This window comes from Pseudomonas sp. TMW22091, from assembly GCF_022496705.1.
Lineage (GTDB): Bacteria > Pseudomonadota > Gammaproteobacteria > Pseudomonadales > Pseudomonadaceae > Aquipseudomonas > Aquipseudomonas saxonica.
In genome coordinates this window covers 241,821-257,066 of sequence record NZ_SCFI01000005.1, presented here as the reverse complement: position 1 = coordinate 257,066, position 15,246 = coordinate 241,821, and the positions used below count along the sequence as shown (strand labels likewise).

Genomic DNA, 15,246 nt, shown 5'->3' with positions numbered 1-15,246 from the left:
TTAACGGGTGAGGGTCTTATAGCCAGTAAAAGTAACAGGCAAGGACGACGTTCTGTCGTCCTTGCGAAGGTGTGAGTGACTGAGTTCTATAGGTTATTTGAGCTGGCGCAGACCGTATTCATACAAAGCTATGGTCAGTTCATTCATGTCTTTGTAGCGAACCAAATGAATACCCTGCCAGTTAGGGCGCTCTATAAAAAGCTCGCCATGAGCATCGGCTTGCAGTCGGGTACGGATGATTTGATTGTTGTTTGAACGGTGGATGAGCTGAGCACCATCGACTGGGTTATTTTCAACTATGTAAAGGCCGGGCTGGCTGAGTTTCTGCTCAATTTGCGCGGGCGACAGGGGCGCTTTTTGTGGTGTTGTCCCGGGGATTTCCATTTCCATCACGTAGTCGTTTTTCAAATAAAAGTAATCCGTTTTCGGGTATTGCGGCGCTATCACCTCGCTGAAATCTTTCTTTAATGTGGGGCTGCTGCCAGGGGGCGCATCCAGTACACGCAGCCCTATGGCGCCTTCCAGCTCTGCCAGTCCTGGAACCCCCAAGAACGTATTGGCGTGAGAGTTGCCCACAAGGGCGATCCATTTTTGGCCAGGGTTTTGTGCGGTATGCGCTCGAATGATCTGCGAAGCGGTATAGCTGAACATTTCGTAGCGCACCCGGGGTTGATGACCTTGCGCGAGGCCGTTCAGGTGGTAACTGGCCATGCAATCAAGGGCTTTGATTTTAATGCCGTGTTGCACGGCGCAGCGCACCAGGTTGCTGTAATTATGGGCGCTGGCGGTGTCAACTCCGTGGCCTGCATCTTGTTCTTTGAGAAATTTGTCCAGCCCGGCAGGTATTTTTTTACGTGCAGAAAAATCATCCAGGTAGCTTTGATGTGCATCTGTTTGCAGGTGTTCTAAAAATAGGGTGTCGACTTTGTTTCTGGCCAGATGGGCCATCTGTTCGATCAGTATTTTTTTGCCTGACTGACTGGCGTGTGCTTCCCCAATGATCACGCCTTGGGTGTTTTCATATAAACGGTCAAATATGACGCTCGCCTTTTCATTGGCCGCAAGATCAGGCTTTAAGGGGCGTGGTTTGGTGGGTGACGTGTTGAGGAACGCCTGTGCATCCGCTAGCAGGTTTGCCCGGTGCCTTTTGAAGAACGTAGCAGCGTCGTGAAGTTTGGGGTCGCTTGAAGTTACGCCATTGATCAGCAGTTTTCTGCTGTGTGTCAGCAAGTTTTGCACATCGGTGTTGTATTCAAGGGCTACGTCGTGCGGAGTGTGAAGTACGACAGCGGGCGCAGGGGGCAGCTGTACACCTTGACGTACCAGCAGTTCCCAGCGTTTTGTGGTGGGTGATAGGCGGTGTTTGATTTCCCAGTGATCGGATACACGCCGAACTTTATAGGAGGTCGTGTGGCTAGACCCTCCTGGTATGTGCAAGTACCAGTCGCGTCCTAACCAGCCACTGCGGACTTCAAACACCAAGCCACTTTGTTCGATATACCTCATGTTGGACAGACGATAGATACCTTGTTCATCAGGCGTTTTACCGGCCAGGTTGATGCCTGAAACCTGAGCGCTCTCGATGACTTCCTCTATCGCGATCCTTTGCCTGATCGCTGCCAATGTCTGGTTTAGATCCCAGTCTCCCGACGACAGTTGACTGACCGGCTGGCGATAAAACGCGCTGGGTTCACGGGCATCAATCACCCGCCAGGTCGCGTCCAGGTTGTCGTACTGGCAGCGGTAGTAGTTGTTACGGCTGTCTTTTAGGTAGTGCGTGCTCTGGGTTCGGCCATCGCTCACCCGTGTGAGCTCGTAGACGCCAGTGCCGTACTCCTCACCTGTGCGTAACGTGAGCCCGCTGCGGGGAGGTGGAGTGGCTGCGTTGGGGTTGAGGGCAGGTGCCGGCAGCCGGGCACGTTGGCGAATGGCTCGCCCAAACACCGCTGAGCCAGCGAAGTCTGAAGCACCATCTGTCAGGTGAGCGATGGACTCTATGAAGTTCAGAAATGCCTCGTGCTCTTCTCCGCGCGCGAGTGCATCCAGGCCGAGTCCAATCTGGTAAGCAAAACGCAACATCACGATGGGCAGCAACACTTTGGTGGGCAAGACAAAAGACACCACATCAATCGCTGTCAGAATTGTTTCCTTGGCCGTGTTGAGATTGCTTTCATAGGTTGAGGTCGATTGCTCGTCGGCCTCCCTGATGGCGTACATGGCCTCGGTGTCGTACGACGCTTCATAAAACTGCTGGTGCTCGACTATTTGAAAACGCAGGTCGGTATCAGTCAGGCCGTCATTGAGGAGCGTCTGAATATAGGGCCGTTGAGAGGCTGTCACGCGGTTCAAGAGGTAGGGGCGTAAAACCTGCGACGACAGCTTGCGCGCCAACTCATTTCGCGATGTGGCGACCACGAACCAGTTTCGGTCAGGTGCGTCCGGGAGGTAACACACCAGGCCACTCGAGCCTGTAGAGCTAAAGGCCAGTAACCCTGGCAAGGGTTTGTAGCGCAACATCGGCAGATGAACTTTTATTTTTGCGCCGTTGAACAGAGGTCGAGTGCTGTCGACGGGGTGCTCCATTGCCGTCCTGACCCATGCCGCCTGTTCATTGTTAAGGGTGCCGGATAATTGGGCTTCTATCAGGTCCAACTTCAATTGCGCGGTCTTGAGTGCGACGTAGCGTTCCTTGCGCCAGTGCGCATGCGGGGACCTGACTAGCAAGTTGTTGAGTTTGGTTTTGTAGCGTTCCCCCACATCGATCTTGCGGACTAAATTCTTGATGTAGCTGTGGGTGAGTATCGGGTGTGTATTGCCGTTGGCGTCAAGCACCTGTGCCGTCAGGGAAAAGGTGGTGTCGAGTTGCCCCACATTGAGGAGCGCCAGTTCGGTCAAGCGGTGACGCGTATTTTTATAGGTAATGGTTGGTCCGGTTCGATCAGTGCTGAACCCTGCGGCGAACGCGGAACCACCGAACGGGTTAACTACGGCGCCTGTCTGCAATGCTTCGGTGGTCGAGATGATAATGGTGTCGGGGTCGACCTCTATGTTGTGATCCGCTTTTATTGTTTGCTTGAGTTGCAGGCGGGCATAACCCAGCAGCGTATTTTTTTTCCCGCTTTCAGTGATGGACTGAGCCTGTGAGCTTTCCGAGGCCAGACGTTCGAAATTGAGGCGCTCAACGGCCAGCCGCCACTGAACTTTATCGGCATCGGAGGCGTTTTTAAGCCAGCTCGGCAATTGCGCCTCAATCAGACGGGTTTGGCGCGCCCGCAAGATGCGCTCGGGTTTGAGGGGCAGGCTTGAGTGCAGGGAGTGTTTGACGCACTCAAACAGTTGCTCAAGGCTGAGGTCTGCTTTATTTGTCCGCGCCTCTGCCCAGGCATGGCGCATATCGTGGTGTTGTTTATGGATCAGATCCTGACTGTAAAACGTCCCGGTATTCTGGGTGATCGTGCGGTACTCCACGACACCTTGTGTGACGGCGCGCGCTCGGTCCTGGGCTAACACACAGTCAAGCAAGGCCTCGCGTTGATGGACGTCACGCAGTCTTGCCTTTAACTCTTGCGTCAGGTCTTTGAGGGACTCGAAGGTTTCCAGTCCGTTGGCCGGGGTGAAAAGGACCACCGTGCGAGCAGTTGGATCATCTGCTGACTTTTCGTCAGAGGCATCGTCCATACCTGCGGCTCGTCTCGGGGGGTGTATCCCCGGAAGGTCTGCATCGCTGATGATAAAGACCCCGTTGAGCGGTGTGCCGATCTGCTGCTGATCGCTTTTCAAGGCCACGCTGTAGAGGCCGAGTGTGTCTTGAGGAGGGGTTGGTGGGAGCGTTATAGGTGGATCAAAGACCTGAATGATGGCGTCCAGAGCGGCCTTGCTCAGGGTTTTGTCCTGATGACGCAGGTGGCTTTCGGCGACGAGCAAATCGAGAAAAATCTGGTCCAGTTTGTTTTTCGCAGTGAGCCCATCGAAGTCTGCCTGTGGGGTTTCCCAAAAATCTTTCAGTGCATCAATTACACATCGCTCCAGGTATTTAGTCGCGTAATCGAGATACCGCTCGAGTTCGTGCGGGGTGATCCCCCGGGTGCGATGCCGCTCATCCAGCGTTAGCGCCTGATTGTAAATATGAACCGAGCCTTGCTCGAAAGTAGGCACCTGACCTGTGAGGTAACACTCTTCAATCATCGCGCCAAGCGTTTGGCTGACGATAACCGGGGCTTGTCCCGGGAGCGGTGGTTGTTCATGGGTGAGGTAAAGCAAATCGGTGTGCGCTTTTTCAGGCAGTCTCGGGAAGAACGCCCGCAGTCGGTGATTCAGTGAGAGGGTCAGGTCAGGGGTAGCGCTGTGCAGTTCGAGTAATTCGCGATGAGCGTTTTTGAATTGTTCCAGGTAAGTGGACATTGCGTGTTCCTGTTTTAGACGTGTGCAGATGCACGTGAGGATGTCCTCACAGGGAATCGCAAAGCTCGGGCGAACAGGGCCTATATACGTATTGTGCTCGCTCAATGTGCTCGCTGGGGGGTAGCCCCACGCTCGTGGGAACGTGCATACGATGGATGGGTTGGGCGTGGCAAATCGCGCTGGGTCATTCTTGGCGTCTTTACGCTATAATCCCGCCCTTTAGTTGTTTCTGCGCTTTGCGCGCAGTGCACCCTTTTTTCAGGCGCCTGCCGCCTGCCTGCACTCTAAAGAGGCTAACCCAGTGGCATTGACGATTCTTGGCCTGTCCGGCGCCCTCAGCCATGATCCCTCCGCAGCCCTCTATATCGACGGCAAGCTGGTAGCGGCGGCTGAGGAAGAGCGCTTCGTACGTGATAAGCATGCAAAGAACCGCATGCCCTACGAGTCTGCAAAATTTTGCCTTGAGCAAGCGGGTATCAAACCGTCTGACGTTGACGTGGTGGCGATTCCGTTCGCCCCGATCAGCTTGTTCGGCAAGGCACGCTGGCACTATGCCAAGCGTTACTGGTACGCCCCGGACCGCGCCCTTGACGCGATCCTGATGGGCAACCGTCGTTACAAGCGCTATCGCAACAAGATTGTGTTCTGCCTTGAGCAATTGGGTTTTGACCCGAAGAAAATCAAGATCGAACCGGTTGAGCACCACTTGGCCCACGCTTCCAGCGCTTACCACTGCTCGGGTTTCAAAGAGAAAACCGCGATTCTGGGCATCGATGGCAAGGGCGAATACGCCACGACCTTCTTCGGTTATGGCGAAAACGGCAAGATTACCAAGCTCAAGGAATTCTTCGATCCAGACTCCCTCGGCGGCCTGTATGGCGCGATTACCGAGTTCCTCGGTTTCGAGATGCTCGACGGCGAGTTCAAGGTCATGGGCATGGCGCCGTACGGCGACGCCAGCAAGTACGATTTCTCGCGTCTGGCCTCGTTTGAAAACGGCGAACTGGTGATCAACACCGAGTACGCCAACGTCATCGGCCTGCGCCGCTACAAAGAAAACGGCAAGGGGTTCTACTTCTCGCCAAAACTGATCGAGTGGCTGGGGCCAAAGCGCGAAGGCGATATCGCCGACGAGCCGTACATCCACTACGCGGCCAGCATGCAAGCGCTGTTTGAAAAGCTGTCGCTGCAAATGATTGATTATTATCTGGGCGACATTCTCAAAGAGACTGGCAAGCTGGCTTTTGCGGGTGGCTGCGCGTTGAACGTGAAGCTGAACCAGAAGATCATTGCCCGTCCTGACGTGAAAGAACTGTTCGTTCAGCCTGCATCCGGAGATGCCGGCACCGCGGTCGGCGCTGCGGCCTATGTGTCCCACGCACGTGGCGTGCCGGTCGAGAAGATGGAGCATGTCTACCTCGGCCCTGCGTACAGCAACGAAGACGTGATTGCCGCGTGTGCCCGTCATCCGGGCAACCCTGCATGGCGCAAAATCAACAACACGCCGGAGAACATCGCCAAGATCATGGTCGACGGCAATCCGGTGGCTTGGTTCCAGGGCCGTATGGAGTTCGGTCCTCGTGCGTTGGGCGGGCGTTCGATCATTGGCTGCCCAAGCAGCTCGGGCGTGGCTGACCGGATCAACGAGCAGATCAAGTTCCGCGAGCGCTGGAGGCCTTTCTGCCCGTCGATGCTCGACACCGTGGCCCCGCAGATGATCAAGGTCGATCACCCGGCGCCGTTCATGACCTTCACCTTTGAAGTGGCTGAAGAGTGGAAGACCCGCGTGCCCGAGGTTGTGCATGAGGACGGTACGTCCCGTGCCCAGGTGCTCAAACGCGAATATAATCCTCGTTACTACGACATGATGAAGGCGCTTGAAGTCCTGACCGGCAACGGTGTGTCGCTCAATACTTCGCTCAACCGTCGCGGTGAGCCGATGGTTTGCTCGCCGACCGATGCGTTGAACATGTTTTTCGGTTCCGATCTTCAGTACCTGATCATGGAAGACATTCTGGTCGTTAAAGAAGGTGCGCCGACTTATGAATCGCTCGACTGAGCGTCATGTGCTGCAGTTCTGTCACGGCTATGACGGGCCGTTTCTGGACTGCGCGCGCCAGTACGCCAGCCTGTTTGCCGGCAGCGGGTATCGGGTCACCACGGTCTTTTTGACCGGGGCGGCCGATCCCGAGGTGGCCGAGGGCTGCGCGTCTGACGAAGTGCTGTTTATGGAATTCAGCTCTCGGGACATTCGTGGCCTGAAGCTGGGTGCCATTGGCAAGCTGCGTAAAATCGCGGCCTCGCGTGATTTCAGCTTTTGCATCGCCCATCGCTTCAAGCCGGTTTATGTTGCCTTGTTGGCAACAAACCTGCCGGTGATTGGTGTGCATCACGCGTTTGGCGACTATCAGCGCCGCAGCCGCCGGCTGTTTGCCCACCTGTTCCGCAAACGCTTGAGCCTGCTCGGTGTGTCCAACGCTGTGCGCGATGACCTGCGTAAAAGCTTGCCAAAGTGGCCGAAAGGCCGCATCAGCACGCTCTATAACCGCATCGATATCGACGCCGTTCAGGACAGCCAACTGCCCCGCCTTGAGGCCCGAGAGGCCTTGGGCCTGCCTGCCGCTGCCTTTATCGTCGGTAACGTCGGGCGGCTGCATCCTGACAAGGATCAGGCCACGCTGATCAAGGGGTTTGCCAACGCTCTGGCGAACTTGCCTGCGGGCAGCCTATTGGCCATTTTGGGCAAAGGCCGTCTGGAGCAGGACCTTAAAGAACTGGCCAACGAGCTTGGCATTGGCGATCAGGTGAAATTCCTTGGCCAGGTTCCCGAGGCCCGTCGTTTTTTCCGTGCGTTCGACGTATTTGCTCTCAGCTCCGACCATGAACCGTTTGGCATGGTGCTGCTTGAAGCCATGGCGGCCGGTGTCCCCTTGCTGGCGACTGCCTGCGGCGGGGCAATCGAAGTGGTTGAAGGTGTGGGCATTTTGTTCCCGCTGGGCGATGCCGAGCGTTTGGCCCAAGGCCTGCAACATCTGGCAGTGCTCACCGAAGAGCAGCGAGAAGACTGCGCCGAGCGCATGCTGGGCCGCCTGCATGAGCGCTTCAGTGATGAAGCCGTTCGCGATGCGTTCTGGCGCTTGCCGCAAGTCACCGACCTGACTGCGGAGTCTTGATGCTCAATCGTTTTCAAGGCTGGCGCGAGCGTGGCTGGAGCGTGATTGACGCGCCAGCCTATGCCGATGCCTGGCAGCGTTTTGGCGGCAGCGTCGCGACCCATCCTATGGTGGTTGAGCGCTTGGCCCAGTTGGCCGGGATCCCGGTGCGCTATCTGGCGTGGGAGCAAGGCGGCGATCTGAAAGCGGCTATCCCGACCTGGGGGCGGGATTTGGCATTGTCCAAGGACGTGCTTAAGCGTCAGGGCAAAAAAGGCCTGTTTGACCTCGGCAACGCCGAGATTATCTTGCCTGCGGCGGCTGATGCGGCCGCGCCTTTACGTCATCGTGGCCGTTATTTGTCGCAGCTCAATGAAGGGCGCTTCAGTCATCTGGTGCTGCAAGCCGAGCAACTGGCGATGTCACGCACTCCGGAAGAACTGTCGAAGAAATTCCGTTACAACCAACGGCGTGAATTGCGATTGCTGGAAGAGGCCGGAGGCGTAATACGTCCTGTTAGCGAGCTGTCCAGCGTCGAACTGGCGACGATCTACTGCGATCTGTTTCTGCGCCGCTGGGGGTTTGTAGCGACCGGGGCCGAACGTATGGCCGAGGTGATCGAGCTTTTGCGTGAACTGCTGATCGGCTCGGTGATCTACCTCAACGATGCGCCCATAGCCATTCAGTTGGTGTATCGGGTCGAGTCGCCGCAGTGGATCAGCGTCGAATACGTCAACGGTGGTGTAGACCCCGAAACACGAGCCTTCAGCCCCGGTAGCGTGTTGAGCTTTCTCAACACCCAGTCCGCTTGGGAGCAGGCGCGCAACGTCGACAAACCTCTGCGTTTCTCCTTCGGTCGTGCTGACCGAGAGTACAAGGAGCGTTGGTGCAACCCGGTGCCTGTCTACCGAGTGTGAGTCGAGGCAACGTAAAACTGGCGGGCGCTGGCAGTCAGCGCCTGCTACGGGACACATTACAAGAGCCATTTCATGAGCCAACCTGTCAGTCGCAAGCAACAACTCCTCAAACGTCATCGGCGAAACAAACGGTTTGGCCTGCTGGTAGCCTTGTTGGTGTTAGCCGTCTGTGCCGTGCTGTTGCCCTGGTGGGTGAGCGTTCTGGTAGCGGTGCTGAGTTGGGTGGCTCATGAAGCCTGGTTTGCCGACCACCTGTTTTACTCGCCCAAGGATGATTACCAGTATCAGTTTGCGGCGCACAGCCAGGGCCCTGGGGTCCGGCTGGAGAACGGTCGCTTGCGTGCGGATCAGCCTCTGAGTCTGGAGGGTGATGAAACCCTTATCCTTGCGCTCACGGTTAAAAGTGGTTGGCTTGGACGTTTTCTCGACCCGTATGTGACGATTACGGGCGGCGAGACTTACGATCAGCAGACCTTCGAACGTGGGGTCAATGGCCTGCGTTATCTGAATTTGAGTGGCAGTGCTTCAGCGCTGAGCGCCGGGGAGCTGAGTCTTCGCGGGCATTTTTGTCGTTTTCAAACCCCGCAGCTTTGGATTTTTCGCGAGCCTGATTACCGTCAGCAGCGGGTGATGGTCATTGCGCCTCACGCCGACGATGCCGAGTTGGCTGCCTACGGGCTGTACAGCCAGGCTAAAGAGGCCTGGATCGTCACGCTGACGGCAGGCGAAATCGAAACTGAGCATTATCAGGACATGGGCCTGTGTCATGTCGAGGCTGCGCGTCTAAAAGGGCGTCTGCGCGCCTGGGACAGTTTGGCCGTGCCGCGTTGGGCGGGCGTACCCGAAACCCAGTGTGCGCAACTGGGCTACTTTTGCATGCAACTGCAAGCCATGCAGGCAGCGCCAGACGAAGCGATCGTTTCTCGCGAAGCGGACCTGTGCGATACGCGCCTGTTTCGCCAGTTCAACGCATTCCCGCTGCCCGGCGATGTGGACGGTGCACCCACCTGGAACAATCTGCTGGCGGACTTGCGTGCATTAATCCTGCAGGCTCGCCCTGAGGTGATCGTCTTGCCGCACCCGACTCTGGATCCGCACCCGGATCATGTCTGCGCACAGGCGGCCGTGCTCGAAGCGCTTCAAGGGCTTGAGTGGCAGCCATTGACTGTCCTGGGGTATGCCAACCACTTGCACGACAATGACCGCTGGCCGATGGGGAGTAGCGGGGAGGGGATCACCTTGCCCCCGGTTTTTGATCCTGAGCAGGTGCTACAGCCCTACAGCGTATCGCTGAACCTCGCACATCAACGCGACAAAGCCATGGCGCTGGGCATGATGCATGACCTGCAACCGCGCGCGCCGTTCAAACGGCGGCTTCGGCGTTTGTTACAAACGCTCTTCGCGGGCAGAAAGCCCTCGCCCTACGGCGAAAATGAATTCTTTCGTAAAGCAGTGCGGCGCCATGAGCTGTTTTGGGTTATCGATACCACCGGACTTCAGCAGGGATAGATATGAAGCGTTCCAAGGTTTTGCAGTTGCAACCTGACTACAACGTCAAATCCCATGACTTTGCCGATCTCGCTGAACAGATCGTGCGGGCGTTGCCCAGCGAGCGCTATGAAATCACGGCAGCCTTTTTGCGCGGCCGCCCCGGCCCCGGCGAGCCAGTGAGCAAAGCCGATCATTCGGTGTATTTCGAGTTCAGTGACAAATCGCTCAAGGGCATGCGCCTGCGCGCCATGTGGGCGTTGTACAAGTTTTGCCGCAAAGAGCAGTTTGATGTGGTGATTTGTAATCGCTTCAAGCCGGTGAACATGATGCTGCAACTCAATCGCTGGCTGAAAGTGCCGTTGTGCGTGGGTATATCTCACGGTTTCGGCGAATATGACCGCTTTTATCGTCGTAGTCAGGCCAAACGCCTGATTGATAAAGCCTGGCGCTTTGTGGGCGTGTCGCCTGCAGTCAAGCAGTACTTGCTCGACTGTAACTGCGGGTTCACCGAGCAAAATACCTTCGCAATCACCAATGCGATCGACATCGAGCAAGCCGAAGCCTTGCAGCTGCCTCGCCAGCAGGCCCGTGAAAAGCTTGGCCTGGATCAGAATGCGCGGATGATTGGAGCGTTGGGGCGTCTGGTGCCGATCAAAGGGCATCGTTTTTTATTGCAGGCCTTTGCAGCGCTCAAGGACAAATACCCGCAAGCACAGTTGGCGATTATTGGCGCGGGGCGTGAGCAAGCTCGTTTGCGTGAGCAAATCGAACAGCTCGGCCTCACTGGGCGTGCGCACTTGCTGGGGTTTCAAGAGAATGCATTGCAGTACGTCAGAGCGTTCGACATCTGGACCATGCCTTCACTGGCTGAAGGTCTTGGGCTGGCGCTGCTCGAAGGCATGAGCGGCCATCTGCCTGTGATTGCCACAGACGTGCCGGCCATGCTGCCCCTGATTGAAGGCGCCGGCGGTCTGGCCGTTAAGCCAAGCGATGTCGCGACACTGACGGCTGCACTGGATGAGTATCTGGGGTTGTCCGATGAAGCGTTACAGGCCAAGGGTGAGCAGGCTTACCGCTATTTGCAGGAACACCATGACATCGAAGTGTTCCGGCAGGCGTATTTGGATTTGATTGAGGATGGCCTGAGTCAGGCGCGTAAGGAGTTCCCATGACAGAGTCGCAACCGCTGGTTACGGTAATCATTGCTTCCTACAACCACGGGCCGTATATCGAACAGAGCATCCAGAGTGTTCTGAATCAGACGTACCCCAATATTGAGTTGCTGGTCATTGATGACGGCTCGACCGATGACAGTGTGGAACGCATTCAGCGCCTGCAAGCAGCCCACGGGTTTGATTTTCGGGTGCAACAGAATCAGGGGCTGACCAACACCCTTAACGGCGCGATAGCACGGGCCAAGGGCAGCCTGATTGTGCCGTTCGGTTCGGACGACATCATGCTGCCCGAGCGTATCGAGATACAGGTCAACTACCTGTACGACAAACCTGAAGTGGGGATTTGTGCGGGTAACATCGAGTTGATCGACGCTGAGGGCAACTTGTACCCAGAGAAGCGTCAGCGCCGTGATGTGCCGTTCCGCCGTCTTGACTTTGACGACATGTTTCTGGAGCGCAAGCCTTATCCACCGGCGACCACCTTGATGATCCGTCGCGAGGCGCTGGACAAGGTAGGCGGGTTTGACCCGAGCATTCGCCTGGAGGATTTGTATATCGAACTGAAGATCACCCATGCCGGGTACTTTATTGACGGCTTGAATGTGGTGATGGCGCAGTATCGCAAGCACGCGACCAATTCCTACAAGAACCACCGGTTCATGATCGACAGCATTCTGCGCATTTACGCGCAGTACAGCGATCACCCGTTGTACGACGAGGTGCGGTACAAATTTCTCAATTCCATGTTTTTGAAAACGGCCAATCGCGACCGTGCTTTAGCGCGGGAGTTGTTGGCACAGATCCCTTTCAAGCAATGGACAGGCAAAACCTGGCGCGGGCTGGGGCGGCTATTCTTTTCGCCGCTGGAAAAGAGCTAGCCCTCTCTGACAGGTGGGTGCAAGTGTGCCCGCGAGGGCAGCACCTACAAGACTTGCACTCTAGCCTGCATTTTTTGGCGCAACCAGTTCGCGGCCTTCTTGCCGGTCGCCATGCCGGGTTTTTCGATGTACAGGAAGGTCAGGGTGCTGATCACCATCAGCAGGCAGCTGCACAGTGCAGCCAGCAACACAAAAGTGAGCGGTTGCTTGCTATCGATCGGTAACAGCAGCGGCAAGCGCTGCATCATCAGCCAGAGCAGGAAGCCGTGCAGCAGATACGTGCTGTAGCTGATTTCTCCCATCCAGCGAATGCTACGCAGCGCCAATGCCCCAAACAACATGTTGCCCGAGGCGATGATCGAGAAGGGCAGGGTCAGCAATAGCAACGGGAAGAACGCAAAGCTTTTGCGGAACAGGGTCAACACTATCAGCAAGACCAGTAGCGCAATAACCCCTGCTTGACGGGTCTGACTCCAGGCCACCAGCGCCGGGCGCCGAACCCAATAGGCGGCCGCTACGCCACCGAGAAAGCTCATCAGGATGTGCTTTTTCAGCGAATGTTCCCAACCCACCAACTGATACAGCGCATAAATGCCAATCAGGCACAGCACCGTCTGTTGCCAGCCCTGGCGATACAAAAACACCATGGCGAACAGCGGCAACGTCATATAGAAGAACACTTCATAGCTCAGTGTCCAGGTGACATTGGCGATCATCCCGCCGGTTTGTGTGAATTGGTTGATGTCGGGCCGGTCGAAAACCAGCCAGGCTAAAACCTGACCCGCCACTTCAAGCACAGAGTCATGGAAGGTCCAGTCCTGCACATAAAAAACGCTGAAAATAACCAACAACAACAACGGCAGGTACAGCGGATAAAGGCGGAAAACACGGGATACCGCGAAACCCAGCCAGTCGAAATCGCGTCCTTTTTGGATCAGTCGGCTCCAAAACAGAAAAGCGGTGATCATAAAGAACAGCGCCACGCTGGCCAGCCCGATTTGCGCGTAAAACGGGTCTTTGGGCATATCAAACACGCCGGTGCGCACAAAGACCCAGATAATTGCCGAATGATGAATAAATACGCCGAATGCCAAATAACCGCGCAGGCCATCTACGCTGGTAAAACGGTTTTTGGAGGTGTGCTCAAGGTTACGTCTGACTACCGGGAAAAAGCGCAGCAACAGACTCGAGGTGGCAATCGCCAAGGCATAAGCCATTACGGCCCACAGGACGCTGTTGCTGCTCATGCTCATGAGGTGGCCACCTGCGCAGGCCGCAGGCGTGCAACTTGCAGGCGCAGACTCTCAACTTCAGCCCGCGAAGCCAGCGTAGCGTACCCCTTCAACAATTCTGGCAGTTGCTCTTCGAACAACCAGCGGCGGTCTTCAGGGTAGCGCTGCATGTGCCGCAGATTTCTTTGGCGCAGGGTAATTCTGAGCGGTGAAGGGAAGATTCGCATGTCGGCGATATCGATCAATGCGAATTCGCCATCGTCCATCAACAACACATTGCCCAGGTGCAAGGAGCGGAAGTACACCCCTTGTTTGTGGAGTTGGGCCAGAAATTTACCGAAGCGTTCCACCAGCGCCTGCCGTACGGAAGGCGATCCCATCGACTGCAAGACCTGACGCAGCGTTTGTCCGGGCAGTGGCTCGTAAAGCACTGCAGTGCTGCCCTCGGTCAGTAGGTACAGGTCGAGGATTTTCGGAGCAGGAATGCCCATGGCCTGTAGGCGCTCGCTGTTAACGGCAAAGCGCTCGGAATAGGGGTTGAAGTAACCGGAGGTGTAGAAGGGGCGCGCGCGGAATATCTTGAGGAAATGCCCATTTTCCAGGCGCAGCACTTTAGGTCCAAGGCCGTCCTCTTCTATCACCTGAGCGTGGGTCATCAGGCTGTTCAGCGCAGGCGCAGATAGCCGATTTACGGGGCGGTCGCGCAGGGTTTTGAGGCGTAGGTTGATGCTCAGGGCCGCGATCAGGGCCAGTGGAATCCAGAGTAAGTACCAGTGTTCTTTAGGTCTTGGCAGAATGCCACCGCCTTCGGTCAAGCCTGCCCCGATGCCGTACACCAGCCAGGCGGATGCCAGTATGAACAACGGTTGCACCCGATGTCGCCAGCTGCTGTATAGCGCCCACACCTGAATAAACAGCCAGGGCAGCAAACCGAAGATACCGACGTAATAGAGCACGCCCAAAGCGAAGTTATGGGGTTCACTCAGGGCTTCAGCGGCACCAGCCGGCATAAGGGACAAGTGCGCGTCAAAACCATGGCCGAGCAAGGGGTGCTGGCCAATGAGGTCAAGTGTCATGGCCCATATTTCAAAGCGAAAGGAGCTGCCACGGCTCAGAATTATGTCGCTGAAGAGGGTCATGGCCACAATGCCACCTGCGACCAAGGCGCCGATCAGTACGACCGAGCGACGGTTCCAGCACATAAAACTCAGCCAGCCCATGGCCAGAACGATTGCGACTAGCGGGGTTCTTGAGCCGGTGGCGACCAGTGCCGCGAACATGGCAATAAAGCCGGGGATCGCTATCAACAGAATGGGCGCACGCTTGCAGGTCATGATCAGCGTTAGCCAGTAAACACAAAAGAAGCCGAAGGCGTGTGAACTGAGCAGCGGATTGTCGAAGGCTCCCGCGCCGACCATGCGCATATGCGAGTTATAAATGGGAACAAACAGGTAAAGGTTATAAAAGGTGGCGATCAAGGCGATGACCGCCGCGGCGAACATGACTGGCTGGACGATTTCACCCCGGTACTTGAGCAGCAGTGAGCAGCCCAGAAACAGCATGAGCAGGTGCAGGGATGGACGCAATTGGCTCCAGAAACCGGCGTCGGTGTTGCTCCAGATCAGACTGAACATGGCCCAGACGCAAAAGATCAGAAAACCCAGGATTATGGGTTCACGCAAAAAGTCTTTCAGCTCGCGCGGACGCAAGACCAGTGCGATCAGGGTCGGAATGCTGAAAAAACCGTAATACAGTTTGTGATGCAGGCTACGGTTAGGCAGAAAATATAGGTCGGATAACAGCAACAAAAGGCCGATGGGCAGCAGCCACAGGCAAATAAAGTCAAACAGCCGATTTTTTGAATAGCTCAAGTCGCGGAATTGCATGCGGTAAAGTTCATTCCATAGTTTGACGGCCATACTAGCGTAGTGGCCTTTTAATATCGTTTTGGCTGCCCTACGGGGCGTCGTCCTAACCGGCACGCAGTACACCAGAGAAGC

At 56.2% G+C, this 15,246-nt stretch carries 9 protein-coding genes; 6 read left to right on the top strand and 3 right to left on the bottom strand.

Going from position 1 to position 15,246, the window contains the following annotated elements:
* Positions 1-93: 93 nt before the first annotated feature.
* Entirely contained in the window at positions 94-4,401 is a 4,308-nt protein-coding gene (locus tag EQV93_RS12140; RefSeq protein WP_240891634.1) for a membrane-targeted effector domain-containing toxin, read from the bottom strand.
* Positions 4,402-4,702: 301 nt separating this feature from the next.
* Here EQV93_RS12140 and EQV93_RS12135 point away from each other — a divergent pair, with 301 nt between their 5' ends.
* The 6 genes from EQV93_RS12135 (at position 4,703) to EQV93_RS12110 (ending at position 12,014) form a co-directional block, all read left to right on the top strand.
* Positions 4,703-6,460 (top strand): carbamoyltransferase family protein, encoded by a 1,758-nt coding sequence (locus tag EQV93_RS12135; protein ID WP_122785124.1) that lies wholly within the window; start codon positions 4,703-4,705, stop codon positions 6,458-6,460.
* Positions 6,444-7,574, top strand: a complete 1,131-nt coding sequence (locus tag EQV93_RS12130; protein WP_240891633.1) for a glycosyltransferase — start codon at positions 6,444-6,446, stop codon at positions 7,572-7,574. Before EQV93_RS12135 ends, EQV93_RS12130 begins: the two co-directional genes overlap by 17 nt.
* Entirely contained in the window at positions 7,574-8,470 is an 897-nt protein-coding gene (locus tag EQV93_RS12125) for a GNAT family N-acetyltransferase (protein WP_122785122.1), read from the top strand. The genes EQV93_RS12130 and EQV93_RS12125 overlap by 1 nt, the downstream gene beginning before the upstream one ends.
* Before the next feature lie 72 nt (positions 8,471-8,542).
* A complete protein-coding gene (locus EQV93_RS12120) occupies positions 8,543-9,979 on the top strand; it encodes a PIG-L deacetylase family protein (protein ID WP_240891632.1) in 1,437 nt (478 codons plus the stop codon).
* A 2-nt stretch (positions 9,980-9,981) separates the two neighbouring features.
* Entirely contained in the window at positions 9,982-11,133 is a 1,152-nt protein-coding gene (locus EQV93_RS12115) for a glycosyltransferase (protein ID WP_146384805.1), read from the top strand.
* Positions 11,130-12,014, top strand: coding sequence for a glycosyltransferase (locus EQV93_RS12110; protein WP_122785119.1), 885 nt, complete (start codon positions 11,130-11,132; stop codon positions 12,012-12,014). The genes EQV93_RS12115 and EQV93_RS12110 overlap by 4 nt, the downstream gene beginning before the upstream one ends.
* A gap of 44 nt (positions 12,015-12,058) precedes the next feature.
* Here EQV93_RS12110 and EQV93_RS12105 read toward each other — a convergent pair whose 3' ends face one another.
* Both EQV93_RS12105 and EQV93_RS12100 read right to left on the bottom strand, forming a co-directional pair.
* Entirely contained in the window at positions 12,059-13,267 is a 1,209-nt protein-coding gene (locus EQV93_RS12105) for an acyltransferase family protein (RefSeq protein ID WP_442968883.1), read from the bottom strand.
* A complete protein-coding gene (locus EQV93_RS12100; protein WP_146385074.1) occupies positions 13,264-15,132 on the bottom strand; it encodes a bifunctional O-antigen ligase/aminoglycoside phosphotransferase family protein in 1,869 nt (622 codons plus the stop codon). Before EQV93_RS12100 ends, EQV93_RS12105 begins: the two co-directional genes overlap by 4 nt.
* Positions 15,133-15,246 lie beyond the last annotated feature (114 nt).

Bases quoted from the DNA above. Each gene is read 5' to 3' on its own strand.
- EQV93_RS12140 (WP_240891634.1), bottom strand. From the start codon at position 4,401: ATGTCCACTTACCTGGAACAATTCAAAAACGCTCATCGCGAATTACTC.
- EQV93_RS12130 (WP_240891633.1), top strand. From the start codon at position 6,444: ATGAATCGCTCGACTGAGCGTCATGTGCTGCAGTTCTGTCACGGCTAT.
- EQV93_RS12125 (WP_122785122.1), top strand. From the start codon at position 7,574: ATGCTCAATCGTTTTCAAGGCTGGCGCGAGCGTGGCTGGAGCGTGATT.
- EQV93_RS12120 (WP_240891632.1), top strand. From the start codon at position 8,543: ATGAGCCAACCTGTCAGTCGCAAGCAACAACTCCTCAAACGTCATCGG.
- EQV93_RS12115 (WP_146384805.1), top strand. From the start codon at position 9,982: ATGAAGCGTTCCAAGGTTTTGCAGTTGCAACCTGACTACAACGTCAAA.
- EQV93_RS12110 (WP_122785119.1), top strand. From the start codon at position 11,130: ATGACAGAGTCGCAACCGCTGGTTACGGTAATCATTGCTTCCTACAAC.
- EQV93_RS12105 (WP_442968883.1), bottom strand. From the start codon at position 13,267: ATGAGCATGAGCAGCAACAGCGTCCTGTGGGCCGTAATGGCTTATGCC.
- EQV93_RS12100 (WP_146385074.1), bottom strand. From the start codon at position 15,132: ATGCAATTCCGCGACTTGAGCTATTCAAAAAATCGGCTGTTTGACTTT.